The sequence below is a fragment of the Agromyces sp. P2_B3 genome, assembly GCF_056404815.1.
Genome location: NZ_JBFUDH010000003.1, coordinates 134,298 through 146,683, shown reverse-complemented (window position 1 = coordinate 146,683; position 12,386 = coordinate 134,298). Strand labels below are relative to the sequence as shown.

At 71.7% G+C, this 12,386-nt stretch carries 10 protein-coding genes; 7 read left to right on the top strand and 3 right to left on the bottom strand.

Annotated elements, in window-relative coordinates; translation table 11 throughout:
- Positions 1–5: 5 nt before the first annotated feature.
- The 3 genes from AC1DZA_RS06295 to pepN form a co-directional block, all read right to left on the bottom strand.
- Positions 6–866, bottom strand: a complete 861-nt coding sequence (locus AC1DZA_RS06295) for an ABC-2 transporter permease (RefSeq protein ID WP_476772094.1) — start codon at positions 864–866, stop codon at positions 6–8.
- A complete protein-coding gene (locus tag AC1DZA_RS06290; RefSeq protein ID WP_476772093.1) occupies positions 863–1,774 on the bottom strand; it encodes an ABC transporter ATP-binding protein in 912 nt (303 codons plus the stop codon). The genes AC1DZA_RS06295 and AC1DZA_RS06290 overlap by 4 nt, the downstream gene beginning before the upstream one ends.
- A 117-nt stretch (positions 1,775–1,891) precedes the next feature.
- Positions 1,892–4,441 (bottom strand): aminopeptidase N, encoded by a 2,550-nt coding sequence (gene pepN, locus AC1DZA_RS06285; protein WP_476772092.1) that lies wholly within the window; start codon positions 4,439–4,441, stop codon positions 1,892–1,894.
- A gap of 156 nt (positions 4,442–4,597) precedes the next feature.
- Here pepN and AC1DZA_RS06280 point away from each other — a divergent pair, with 156 nt between their 5' ends.
- The 7 genes from AC1DZA_RS06280 (at position 4,598) to AC1DZA_RS06250 (ending at position 12,364) form a co-directional block, all read left to right on the top strand.
- Positions 4,598–5,590 (top strand): DUF2332 domain-containing protein, encoded by a 993-nt coding sequence (locus AC1DZA_RS06280; protein ID WP_476772091.1) that lies wholly within the window; start codon positions 4,598–4,600, stop codon positions 5,588–5,590.
- Between the two features lie 10 nt (positions 5,591–5,600).
- Positions 5,601–6,140 (top strand): ribose-5-phosphate isomerase, encoded by a 540-nt coding sequence (locus tag AC1DZA_RS06275; RefSeq protein ID WP_476772090.1) that lies wholly within the window; start codon positions 5,601–5,603, stop codon positions 6,138–6,140.
- 8 nt (positions 6,141–6,148) lie between these two features.
- Positions 6,149–7,168 (top strand): Fpg/Nei family DNA glycosylase, encoded by a 1,020-nt coding sequence (locus tag AC1DZA_RS06270; RefSeq protein WP_476772089.1) that lies wholly within the window; start codon positions 6,149–6,151, stop codon positions 7,166–7,168.
- Positions 7,169–7,177: 9 nt separating this feature from the next.
- Entirely contained in the window at positions 7,178–7,822 is a 645-nt protein-coding gene (locus AC1DZA_RS06265) for an FMN-binding negative transcriptional regulator (protein ID WP_476772088.1), read from the top strand.
- A 5-nt stretch (positions 7,823–7,827) separates the two neighbouring features.
- The gene (locus AC1DZA_RS06260; RefSeq protein ID WP_476772351.1) at positions 7,828–9,309 is read left to right on the top strand and encodes an amidohydrolase; all 1,482 of its coding nucleotides are present in this window, start codon (positions 7,828–7,830) and stop codon (positions 9,307–9,309) included.
- A gap of 78 nt (positions 9,310–9,387) precedes the next feature.
- The gene (locus tag AC1DZA_RS06255) at positions 9,388–10,929 is read left to right on the top strand and encodes a multicopper oxidase family protein (RefSeq protein ID WP_476772087.1); all 1,542 of its coding nucleotides are present in this window, start codon (positions 9,388–9,390) and stop codon (positions 10,927–10,929) included.
- The gene (locus AC1DZA_RS06250; protein ID WP_476772086.1) at positions 10,919–12,364 is read left to right on the top strand and encodes a sensor histidine kinase; all 1,446 of its coding nucleotides are present in this window, start codon (positions 10,919–10,921) and stop codon (positions 12,362–12,364) included. Before AC1DZA_RS06255 ends, AC1DZA_RS06250 begins: the two co-directional genes overlap by 11 nt.
- Positions 12,365–12,386: the final 22 nt, after the last annotated feature.

The window sequence follows — 12,386 nt, the reverse complement described above, 5'->3', positions numbered from 1 at the left end:
GGACTCTACGCGTCGCGTTTCGTGAGCGTCGTGGCGGCCCCGATGCCCGCGGCGGCCACCCATCCGAGCACGATGGCGAGGTTCAGCCAGACGCCGAAGCCGTCGGCGGTCGCCTCGGCCGTCGTGGAGGTGAATGTGTTCATCCCGGCGATCGAGATCAGGTACGGCACGAGGTCCTGCGCCCAGTCGGCGGGGATCATCTGCAGCACCGTGGGGAGGAGGAGCAGGATGCCGAGGACGGCGGCGATGCCGCCCGCGCTGCTGCGCAGGATCGTGCCGACGCCGAGCGCGAAGAGGGACACGAGCGACAGGTAGAGCGCGCCGCCGAGGAGCGGCAGGAAGACCGCGGGGTCGACGAGGCTCGCCGACACGTCGATGCCGGCGAAGACCGCCGATGACACCGCGAAGGCGCTGAAGGTCGCGATCACGCCGACCACGAAGGTCGCCGCGCCCAGGATCACGGCCTTGGCGGCGAGCGCCGGCAGTCGCCGCGGCACCGCGGTGAGCGTCGAGCGGATCATTCCGGTGGAGTACTCGCCGCTGATCACGAGCACGCCGAGCACCGCCGCGACGAGCTGGCCGAAGTACACGCCGAACACCGAAGCGTCGACGACGAAGCTCGCCTGCTGGTCGGCCGGTGCGGACGCGGCATCCGCACCGCCGTTCATGCCGTTGACCATGCTGAGCGACATGAGCAGGGCCATGCCGAGCGAGATGGCGACGACGAGCCCGTACGACCAGATCGTCGAGCGGAGGCTGCGGAGCTTGATCCACTCCGAGCGGAGCACGCCGCCGAACGTCAGGCCGGTCGTGGGGTCGGCCGGCGTCGAGCCGGTCTGGGTCGGTGCGGTGGTGATGGTGGTCATCGGAGTGCCTCCGTGCGGTATTCGACGGCGTCCGCGGTGAGGGCCATGTAGGCCTCCTCGAGCGACGCGCTCTTGGGGGTGAGTTCATGGATGGCGAGGGCGTGAGCTGCGGCGAGGTCTCCGATGCCGGATGCCTCGACACCGGTCACCTCGAGGAGGCCGGCCTCCGACCGCACGACCGTGACGCCCGGGCCGGCGAGCAGGTCGGCCAGGCGCGACGCGTGCGGCGAGCGCACCTGCACGCGGGGACTCGTGCCGTTCGCGATGACCTCGGCGACGGGGGCATCCGTGATGATGCGGCCCTTGCCGACGACGATGAGGTGATCGGCGGTCATGGCCATCTCGCTCATCAGGTGCGAGGAGAGGAAGACGGTGCGGCCCTCGCCCGCGAGATGGCGCACGAGGCGCCGCACCCACAGGACGCCCTCGGGGTCGAGTCCGTTCACGGGTTCGTCGAGGAGCAGCGTCGCCGGATCGCCGAGCAGCGCCGCGGCGATGCCGAGCCGCTGGCCCATGCCGAGCGAGAAGCCGCCCACGCGCTTGCGCGCGACCGACTCGAGCCCGGTCAGCTCGATGACCTCGCGCACACGCCGGCGACCGATGCCGTGCGTGGCGGCCATGGCGAGCAGGTGGTTCTCGGCGGTACGGCCCGTGTGCACGGCCTTCGCGTCGAGGAGGGCGCCGACCTCGTGGAGCGGGGCGCGGTGCTCCGCGAAGGGCCGGCCGTTGACCGTGACCGATCCGCCCGTCGGCCGGTCGAGGCCCACGACCATGCGCATCGTGGTCGACTTGCCGGCGCCGTTCGGGCCGAGGAACCCGGTGACGCGGCCCGGGTGGACGGTGAAGTGGAGGTCGTCGACGGCGGTCTTCGCCCCGAATCGCTTGGTGAGTCCTGCTGCAGTGATCATGCCTTCGACGCTACGGATGCCGCGTCGCGCACACATCGGCCCCGGGAACGGTTCCGGGGCGGCGGCAGTGGTACCGGAGTACCACCGCCACCGCCCCGGAAGCCGGAACGTGGAGCGCTACGCGTCCTGCGCGTCACGCTCCTGCGCGACGAGGGCGCGGTCGACGCCGGCGAGGCGCTCGATCACGAGGCGCCGCAGCGCGGGCACGTCGGGGTGCGCGTCGAGCCAGGCGCGGCTCGCGTCGGCGAGCGCGCGGCTCGCGAGCGGCGACGGGTAGAGCCCGTCGACGAGCTTCTCGGCGATCGCGTAGCTGCGCTCGTCCCAGATGCGCTCGAGCATGCCGAAGTACCGCTCCACGAATGCCTCGAGCAGCGCCGGGTCGTTCGCGCGGAGGAAGCCCTCGGCCGTCTCGCGCACCACCGTGTTGGTCGCCGTGTCGACGTCGATGAGGGACGCCCACGCGCGCTCCTTGCCCTCGATCGTCTGGATCGCGGCGCGGGCGTGCGCGGCGGACTGCTGTCCGGTGGCCGTGTTGTCGCCGGCCAGGCGCTCGTCGATCTCGGCGTCGCCGGCACGACCGGCGGCCACGAGCGCGATGAGCAGCTCCCAGCCGAGGTCGGTGTCGATCTCGAGGCCGTCGAGCTCGAGCGAGCCGTCGTACAGTGCGGCGAGCTCGTCGACGTGCGAGCCGGCCTCGGCGATCGCGGCGAAGTTCATGACGAACTGGAACTGGGCGTCGCTGCCGCCCTCGGCCTCCTGCGCGAGGCGCCAGAAGCCGTCGGCCAGGGACCGGCGGGCGTCGGCGCGACGCTCGGGCGCGACGTAGGCGCTCGCGGCGAGCACGGCGTTCGCGAGCACGATGCGCAGCGTCGTGGACTCGGTCTCACTGGCAATGTTGCCGAGCACGAGGGCGAGATAGTCGCTCGCGCGGGTCTCGCCGTCGCGCGTGGCATCCCACACCGAACTCCAGACCAGGGCGCGCGCGAGCGGGCTCTCGATCTCGGACAGGTTCGCGAGGGCGACGCCGTGCGAGGCCTCGTCGAGGCGGATCTTCGCGTAGGCGAGGTCGTCATCGTTGAGGAGCACGAGGTCGGGGCGGCGCAGGCCGACGAGCTCCGCGACCTCCGTGCGCTCGCCGTCGACGTCGAGCTCGACGCGGTGGTCGCGCACGAGCTTGCCTTCGCTGAGGTTGTAGAAGCCGATGGCCAGCCGGTGCGGACGGATCGTCGGGTGCTCCTCGGTCGCCGCCTGGAGCACCGCGAACGACGTGATGACGCCGTCGTCGTCGGTCTCGATGGCCGGACGCAGCGTGTTCACCCCGGCCGTCTCGAGCCAGAGCCCGGACCAGTCGGACAGGTCGCGGCCGCTCGCCGTCTCGAGCTCAGCGAGCAGGTCGGCGAGGGTCGTGTTGCCCCAGGCGTGCTTCTGGAAGTAGGCCGAGACGCCCTGGAAGAACGCGTCGACGCCCACCCAGGCCACGAGCTGCTTCAGCACCGAGCCGCCCTTGGCATAGGTGATGCCGTCGAAGTTGACGAGCACGTCCTCGAGGTCGTTGATCGTCGCGACCACCGGGTGGGTCGAGGGCAGCTGGTCCTGGCGGTACGCCCAGCTCTTCTCCATCGAGTTGAACGTCGTCCATGCCTCGGTCCACTCGGTGGCCTCGGCCGTGGCGATGGTCGACGCCCACTCCGCGAAGGACTCGTTGAGCCAGAGGTCGTTCCACCACTTCATGGTGACGAGGTCGCCGAACCACATGTGCGCGAGCTCGTGCAGGATCGTGACGACGCGGCGCTCACGCACGGCATCCGTGACCTTCGACCGGAACACGTAGAACTCGGTGAACGTCACCGCGCCCGCATTTTCCATGGCGCCCGCGTTGTACTCGGGCACGAACAGCTGGTCGTACTTCGCGAACGGGTAGGGCACGCCGAACTTCGCCTCGAAGTACTCGAAGCCCTGCTTGGTCTTCTCGAAGATGTAGTCGGCGTCGAGGAACTGCGAGAGGCTCTTGCGGCTGAAGACGCCGAGCGGGATGGTGCGGCCGTCGGCCGAGGTGAGCTCGTCACGCACGACGGCATACGGGCCGGCGATGAGCGCCGTGATGTAGCTCGAGATGCGGGGGGTGGGCTCGAACGCCCAGGTCTTCGCGCCCTCGTGGGCGTCGACGGGCTCGGGCGTGGGGGAGTTCGACACGACCTCCCAGTGCGCCGGCGCCGTCACCGTGAAGCGGAACGAGGCCTTGAGGTCGGGCTGCTCGAACACGGCGAACATGCGTCGCGAGTCGGGCACCTCGAACTGGGTGTAGAGGTAGGCCTCGTCGTCGACGGGGTCGACGAAGCGGTGCAGGCCCTCGCCCGTGTGCATGTAGCGGCCGTCGGCGACGACCACGAGCTCGTTCTCGGCCGCGAGGCCCGACAGCTCGATGCGCACGCCGTCGCTGACCTCGGCCGGATCGAGCGCGACGCCGTTCAGCGTCACCGAGTGCACCTCGGCCGTGATGGCGTCGATGAACGTCGAAGCACCCTCGGTCGCGGCGAAGCGCACCGTCGTCTGGCTGCGGAACACCTCCGGACCGGTGGTCACATCGAGCACGACGTCGTAGTCGTGCACGCTGACGAGCGCCGCGCGCTCCTCAGCTTCGATACGGGTGAGGTTCTCTCCGGGCACGTGCGCTCCTTTGCAGTCATCGACGCGGCTCGTGGCCGCAGGCAACGTGTCCCAGCCTAGCCCTGCGGGCCCCCGCCCCCGCAGCCCCTCGTGCGGTCCTCGAGCGCGTGCATTGCGGCGTTGACCCCACCTCGCCCCCCGCCCTACGGTGGCCCCATGGCCGAGAGCACGGATGCCGCGGCATCGACCTCCGAGCGATACCGCGTGTTCGCCGACGTCGAGGCGCGCGGCATGTCGGCGACCTATGAGGCATGGGCTGCCGGCGTCGCCGACGACCCCACCGCGATCGCGCTCATCGACGAGCTCCCGTCGCCGAAGCGCCAGCCGAACCTCGTCTTCTCGGCCGCGCGGTTCCACGGGGCGCCCGTCGGGCCGTACTCCGCCTTTCGCGAGTGGCTCACGGCGAACTGGCCCGCCGTGCGCGAGACGGCCCTCTCCCACGCCACCCAGACGAACGAGGCCGGACGTTGCGCGCTCCAGGTGCCGGCGCTCGCCGCGATCGAGGGGCCGATCGCGCTGCTCGAGGTCGGGGCATCCGCCGGTCTCTGCCTGTATCCCGACCGCTACAGCTACCGCTACTCGGGGCATCCGCAGCTTGACCCTTCCGACGGTCCGAGCCCGGTGGTGCTCGACTGCGAGGTCCGCGGTCCCGTGCCCTTGCCGGTGCCCGACCGGCTGCCCGACGTGGCCTGGCGCGGCGGGATCGACCTCAACCCGCTCGACGTGCGCAGCGCGGAGGATGTCGCGTGGCTCGACGCCCTCGTGTGGCCGGAGCACGACGACCGCCGACAGCGACTTCGCGCGGCGGCGGCGGTCGCGGCATCCGATCCGCCGCGGATCGTCGCCGGCGACCTCAACGAGCAGCTGGCGGCTCTCGCGGCCGACGTGCCGGCCGAGGCGACCCTCGTGGTGTTCCACACCGCCGTGCTCATGTACCTCGACTCCTCAGGACGGCAGCGGTTCGCCGACCTGGTGCGCGAGCTGCCCGGCCACTGGCTGTCGATCGAGGCGCGGTCGGTCACGCCGGGCATCCGGGTGCGCGACGACGTCGACAACGAGAGCAGCGACCTCGTGCTCGCGCTCGACGGCGTGCAGCTGGCCTGGGCGCAGCCGCACGGGCGCGCCATCCGGTGGATCGCGAATCCCTAGACTTGGCCCCATGCGCATCCACATCGCGACCGACCACGCCGGCCTCGAGTTCAGCCGCACGCTCGTCGATCACCTGACCAACGCCGGTCACGAGGTCGTCGACCACGGCCCCACCGAATACGACCCGCTCGACGACTACCCCGCGTTCTGCATCAACGCGGCGCAGGCGGTCGCACGCGACCAGGCCGCGGGCGTCCGCACGCTGGGCATCGTGTTCGGCGGATCGGGCAACGGCGAGCAGATCGCCGCGAACAAGGTGCGCGGCATCCGTGCCGCCCTCGTGTGGAGCATGGACACCGCGATGCTCGCCCGCCAGCACAACGACGCGAACGTCATCTCGATCGGCGCGCGTCAGCACACGGTGCAGGAGGCCATCCGCTACATCGACGCGTTCATCGCCGAGCCGTTCTCGGGCGACGAGCGGCACGTGCGCCGCATCGCCCAGCTCGCCGAGTACGAGACGACGGGCGACATCGCCGGCAAGGGCGTCGACCACGACGCCGACGCGGCCCGGGGCACCGGCGTCGCCGGCTCGGCGAACGAGGCCTAGGGGGTCCGGTGCCCGAGGGACACTCCGTCCACCGCATCACCCGCCAGTTCGAGCGCAACTTCGTCGGGCACGTCGTGCACGCATCGAGCCCGCAGGGCCGCTTCGCCATGGGCGCGGCCGAGCTCGACGGGCGACGGATGACGGACGCGCGCGCGGTCGGCAAGCAGATGTTCCTCGGCTTCGAGGGCGACGTGTGGCTGCGCGTGCACCTCGGCATGTACGGGGCATGGGACTTCGCGGGCGACATCCGCATGGATGCGACGATCGCGTCGGCGAACGGGCGCATGGGGCAGACGAACCAGCGGGGCACCTTCCTCGACGGCCCGAACCCCGATGCCGTGGTGCCTGACGCGGTGGTCTTCGACGCGGCGGGCGAGAACTCGCTCACGTCGATCGGCGCCCCGCGTCGCACCCGGCTCCGCATGTCGGAGTCCGAGAAGGAGGGGAACGGCCTCGAGACCTTCCCGCCCGAGCCGGTGGGCCAGGTGCGCGTGCGCCTGCTGACCGACACGATCTGCGCCGACCTGCGCGGCCCGACGGCGTGCGAGGTGCTCGACCCGGCGCAGGTCGAGCGCGTGGTCGCGAAGCTCGGCCCCGACCCGCTCATCGACGGCGGCCCCGAGGCCGAGGAGCGGTTCACTCGCGCCGTGCGCAAGCGCGCCACCCCGATCGGGCTGCTCCTCATGGACCAGAACGTCGTCGCCGGCATCGGCAACGTGTACCGCGCCGAGTTGCTCTACCGCGCGCGCCAGAACCCGCACACGCCGGGCCGATCCGTGCCAGAGGAGCACGTACGGCACCTCTGGCGCGACTGGACGAAGCTCCTCGCCATCGGCGTGGAGACCGGCCAGATGATGACCATGGACGACCTCGACCCCGAGGCGTGGCGGGCGGCCATGGCGAACCGCGCCGACCGCCACTGGGTGTACAAGCGCGAGGGCCTGCCCTGCCGGGTCTGCGGCACGAACATCGTGCTCGAGGAGATGGCCGGCCGCAAGCTCTACTGGTGCCCCTACTGCCAGGCCTGAGGAGGACCGATGCGACAGAACCCCAGCTTCACCCTCGCGAGTGAGGAGGGCGTCAAGCGCCTCATCCGCGAACACCCGTGGATGACGATCGTCAGCATGACGGATGCCGCGGGCCTCGTCGCCTCGCACTACCCCGTGCTCCTCGACGAGACCGCCTCGGGCATCGTGCTGCTCACCCACGTCGGCCGGCCCGACGAGGTCGTGCACGAGCTCGGACGCCACGAGGTGATGGCCATCGTGCAGGGTCCGCACGGCTACATCTCGCCGGGGTGGTACGACGCGAACCCGGCCGTGCCCACCTGGAACTTCGTCACGGCGCACCTCTACGGCACGCCCGAGGTGCTCGACGCCGACGAGAACCTCCGCGTGCTCGAGGCGCTGGTCGACCACTTCGAGGACCCGATGCCCGAGCCGCGGCGCATGCGCGGCACCGCCGAGAACTCGGGCTACGCCGACCGCATCGCCACCGGCACGGTCGGGTTACGCATCCCGGTCACCCGATTCGTCGCGAAGAACAAGATGAGCCAGAACAAGCCGCCCGAGACGGTCGACCGCATCATCGCCGAGCTCGAGGGCGACGGCCCCTACGCGAGCCCGGCGCTCGCCGCCGAGATGCGCCGCACGCACGAGGCACTCCGAGCGGCGCGCGCGTGAGCCGCATGCTCCTCGAGGGCGCGCGGCTGCCCGGTGCGCCCGAGGCCGTCGACGTGCTGATCGCCGACGGCGTCGTCGCCGAGGTCGTGCCGCACGGGGCACCGATCGCGGTCGGCAGCGGCGACAGCCCGCGCATCGAGCGCATCCCGCTCGCCGGCCGCTGGATCGTGCCCGGCCTGTACGACCGGCACGTGCACCTCTCCCAGTGGGCGATGGTGTCGCGTCGGCTCGAGCTCACGGGCGTGGAGTCCGCCGCCGCGGCGGTCGAGCTCGTCCGCACGGCGATCGATGCCGGCGGGCCCGAGGTGATCGGGTTCGGCTACCGCGACGGGCTGTGGGCGGATGCCACGACGAGCGCCGCGATCGATGCGGTGTCGGGCGACGTTCCCGTCGTGCTCGTCGCGGCCGACCTCCACGCGTGCTGGATCAACACCGCGGCCGCCCGTCGGCACGGGGTGGAGGTGCCGGGCGACGGCATCCTCCGCGAGGGCGACTGCTTCCGCCTGGTGCGCGAGCTCGACGACGTCGCCGATGACGTGCTCGACGGCTGGGTCGGCGACGCCGCCGCGGCAGCTGCAGCGCGCGGCGTGGTGGGCGTGACCGACTACGAGATGCGGTGGAACCTCGACGACTGGGCACGGCGAGCAGCCGGCGGCGGCTTCCCGCTCCGCGTGGCCTTCGGCGTGTACCCGCAGCACCTCGCACGGGCGATCGATGGCGGCCTGCGCACCGGTGACGCGGTGCCGGGCACCGGCGGCCTCGTCAGCGTGGGCGGTGCGAAGGTCATCACCGACGGCTCGCTGAACACCCGCACCGCCTGGTGCTTCGACCCGTATCCCGGCCTGGAGGGCCACGAGCATCCGTTCGGCATCGCCACCGTGCCGTACGACGAGCTCGTGCCGCACATGAGACGCGCGCACGAGAGCGGACTCACGCCAGCGGTGCATGCCATCGGCGACCAGGCGAACGCCCGCGTGCTCGACGCGTTCGAGGCCGTCGGATGCCGCGGCTCGGTCGAGCACGCCCAGCTCCTGCGCCACGACGACGTCGCGCGCTTCGCCCGCGTCGGCATCATCGCGAGCGTGCAGCCCGAGCACGCCATGGACGACCGCGACGTCGCCGACCGGTACTGGGCCGGGCGCACCGATCGCGCCTTCATGCTCGCCGAGCTGCAGGCGGCGGGCGTCGAGCTCGCCCTTGGCTCCGATGCGCCGGTCGCCCCGCTCGACCCGTGGGTCGCGATCGCCGCGGCCGTCGGCCGGACGCGCGACGGTCGAGAGCCCTGGCATCCCGAGCAGGCGATCGACGTGCGCGCCGCGCTCGCCGCCTCCACGGGCGGCGCCGGCGCCGAGGTGCGGGTCGGTGCTCGCGCGGACCTCACCGTCGTCGAGCTCGATCCGTACGCGGCATCCGTCGAGCGACTGCGCACGATGCCGGTGGCGGCCACGCTCGTGGGCGGCCGCCTCACGCACGACGCGATCCGCTGACGCGCGGGGGATAACCCCCGCGTCGATCCGGTCGGCCGCCGGATGGGGCGGGCGGGCGCCGATCGCGAGGCTGGAACCATGCCAGCCACACGTTCGAACCCCCTCGGCATCCGCCGTCCCCGTGCCGCAGTCGGCGCCCTCGCCGCAGTCGCCGCCGGCGCCCTCGTCGCCGTCGCCTTCGCCGGATGCGGCGTCGTCGGCCCCGCGCCGGTCTCGACCATCGGGAAGGTCGACTTCGAGACGCCGCTCACGATCCCGCCGCTCGCCGCATCGACGATCGACGCAGACGGCACGCGGGTCTTCGCGCTCGACGCGCAAGCGGGAACGACCGAGTTCACGCCCGGCGTTCCGAGTGCCACGTGGGGGTTCTACGGCTCCTACCTCGGTCCGACCATCGTGGCGAAGCGCGGTGAGCACGTGCGCGTCGACGTCACGAACTCGCTCGACGAGCCGACCACGGTGCACTGGCACGGCATGCACCTCCCGGCCGAGATGGACGGCGGACCGCACCAGATGGTCGAGCCGGATGCCACCTGGTCGCCCGAGTGGGACATCGACCAACCGGCGGCGACCCTCTGGTACCACCCGCACCCGCACGGCGAGACCGAGGACCACGTGCGCCGCGGCCTCGCCGGCATGTTCCTGGTGCAGGACGACGAGGAGTCGGCGCTCCCGCTGCCCCGCGAGTACGGCGTCGACGACGTGCCTGTGATCGTGCAGGACGCCGGGTTCTCGGCCGGCGGCGTCCGCGAGGACCCCGCGCACGGCTTCGCGGGCGGGCTCGGCGACGAGCTCCTCGTGAACGGCACGCGCGGCCCGTTCCTCGACGTCCACGACGAGCTGGTCCGGCTCCGCCTGCTGAACGCGTCGACCGCTCGCAGCTACGCCTTCACGTGGAGCGACGGCCGCCCCGTCGAGCTCATCGCCACCGACGGCGGCCTGCTCGAGGCATCCGTCGACCTCGACCGCGTGCTGCTGTCGCCCGGCGAACGGGCCGAGGTGCTCGTGCGCCTCACGCCGGGGGAGCGGCTCGTGCTCCGCTCGGAGATGACCGCGGGCGCGGCGGGCATGATCGATTCGATCGCCGCGATGAACGGCGGCACCGATGACTTCGACGTGCTCGAGCTGCGAGCGGCCGATTCGCTCGATCCCTCGCCCGACGTGCCGGACCACCTCGCCACGCTGCCGCCCGTCGACGCCTCGCAGGCGGTCACCACGCGCACCTTCACCATCGACGGATTCGAGATCAACGGCCACCAGATGGACCTTGGCCGCATCGACGAGACGGTCACCGTCGACACGACCGAGCGGTGGATCGTGACGAACACGAGCCAGATGCCGCACAGCTTCCACGTCCACGACGTGCAGTTCCGTATCGCGTCGATCGACGGCGCGCCGCCGCCTCCCGAGCTGTCGGGCTGGAAGGACACGATCTTCGCCCGGCCCGAGACCGAGTTCGAGCTGGTCCTCCGCTTCGAGGACTACGCCGACCCCGACACCCCGTACATGTACCACTGCCACCTGCTGTGGCACGAGGACCAGGGCATGATGGGCCAGTTCGCCGTCGTGGAGCCCGGGCAATCTGCCACGATGACTGGAGGAACGCACCATGAGCACTGAGACGATGACCACGATGACGACCACGACGAGCAGCACGACCCCCGCTGCGCCGACGGCTCCGGATGCCGCGTCGAAGCGCCGCGGCTACGGTGCGCTCTGGGCATCCGTGCCCCGCGAGTTCGGGTTCCTGATCCTCACCATGCCGATCGCGATCATCGGGCTCAGCGTGCTGGCGACCGTGTTCTTCACGGGCGTCGGCCTCGTCACCGTGTTCGTCGGTATCTTCCTCATGGTCGCCGCGTTCTTCATCGCCCGCGGGTTCGGCACGCTCGAGCTCATCCGACTGCGCTGGGCAGGACGCCCCGAGGTCCGCCGGCCGAACTGGGCCCGCGACGGTCGCGAGGAGGGCTTCTGGCGCACCGCCTTCGCGCCGTTCATCGACGGCCACTACTGGCTGTACCTGCTGCACACGCTCGTCATCAACCCGATCGTGAGCGTCGTCACGTGGAGCGTCACCATCGCGTGGACGTCCGTGGCGCTCGCGGGAACGACCGGGTGGATCTGGCAGCGGTTCATCCCCGAGGGCGACCGCACGTTCTGGCTGAACGAGTGGATCGTCGACCGCATCTTCCCCGGCAACGACTTCAGCTACGACCCCGTCGCGGGCGAGCGCATCCTCGAGGTCGTCCTCGGGCTGATCTTCCTCGCGACGCTGCCGTTCGTGTTCCGCGGCCTCACGCTGCTGCACGACGTCATCGCCCGGGGCGTGCTCGGGGCCTGGCGCTCGGAGGCGCTCGAGGTCGAGGTCGCCCAGCTCGCCGCCTCCCGCGGCGCCGCGGTGCAGGCCGAGGACGCCTCGCTCCGCCGCCTCGAGCGCGACATCCACGACGGCCCCCAGCAGCGGCTCGTGCGCCTCCAGATGGACCTCGCGACGATCGAGCGCCGCCTCGAGCACGACCCCGAGTCGGCGAAGGTGCTCGTCGGCGAGGCTCGCGACCAGGCCCGCGAGGCGCTCGACGAGCTGCGCGCCCTCTCGCGCGGCTTCGCGCCGCCGATCCTGCAGGACCGCGGACTCGCCACCGGGCTCGAGTCGCTGGCCTCGCGCAGCCCCGTACCGGTCATCGTCGAGGTCGAGCTCGCCGACGCCGCCCTGCCCGCTCCCATCGAACGCAACGCGTACTTCATCGCCGCCGAGCTGCTCACCAACGCGGCGAAGCATGCCGAGGCGACGGCCATCCGGCTGCGGGTCACGACCCGAGACGAGGGGATCGCCGGACGCTGGATCGACATCTGGGTGACCGACAACGGTCGGGGCGGCGCCACGGCGACGCCGGGGCACGGCCTCGCCGGGCTCGATGAGCGCGTGCGCGGTCTCCGCGGCATGCTCGTGCTCGACAGCCCCGTGGGCGGGCCGACCACGATCGGCGCGCACGTGCCGTACGTGCCGCTCGCGGCATCCGGAATCGCGGCGGGCACCACCCCCGGCGTGCTCTGAGCATCGCCGAACGACGGCCTCG

Bases quoted from the DNA above. Each gene is read 5' to 3' on its own strand.
- AC1DZA_RS06295 (WP_476772094.1), bottom strand. From the start codon at position 866: ATGACCACCATCACCACCGCACCGACCCAGACCGGCTCGACGCCGGCC.
- AC1DZA_RS06290 (WP_476772093.1), bottom strand. From the start codon at position 1,774: ATGATCACTGCAGCAGGACTCACCAAGCGATTCGGGGCGAAGACCGCC.
- AC1DZA_RS06280 (WP_476772091.1), top strand. From the start codon at position 4,598: ATGGCCGAGAGCACGGATGCCGCGGCATCGACCTCCGAGCGATACCGC.
- AC1DZA_RS06275 (WP_476772090.1), top strand. From the start codon at position 5,601: ATGCGCATCCACATCGCGACCGACCACGCCGGCCTCGAGTTCAGCCGC.
- AC1DZA_RS06265 (WP_476772088.1), top strand. From the start codon at position 7,178: ATGCGACAGAACCCCAGCTTCACCCTCGCGAGTGAGGAGGGCGTCAAG.
- AC1DZA_RS06260 (WP_476772351.1), top strand. From the start codon at position 7,828: ATGCTCCTCGAGGGCGCGCGGCTGCCCGGTGCGCCCGAGGCCGTCGAC.
- AC1DZA_RS06255 (WP_476772087.1), top strand. From the start codon at position 9,388: ATGCCAGCCACACGTTCGAACCCCCTCGGCATCCGCCGTCCCCGTGCC.
- AC1DZA_RS06250 (WP_476772086.1), top strand. From the start codon at position 10,919: ATGAGCACTGAGACGATGACCACGATGACGACCACGACGAGCAGCACG.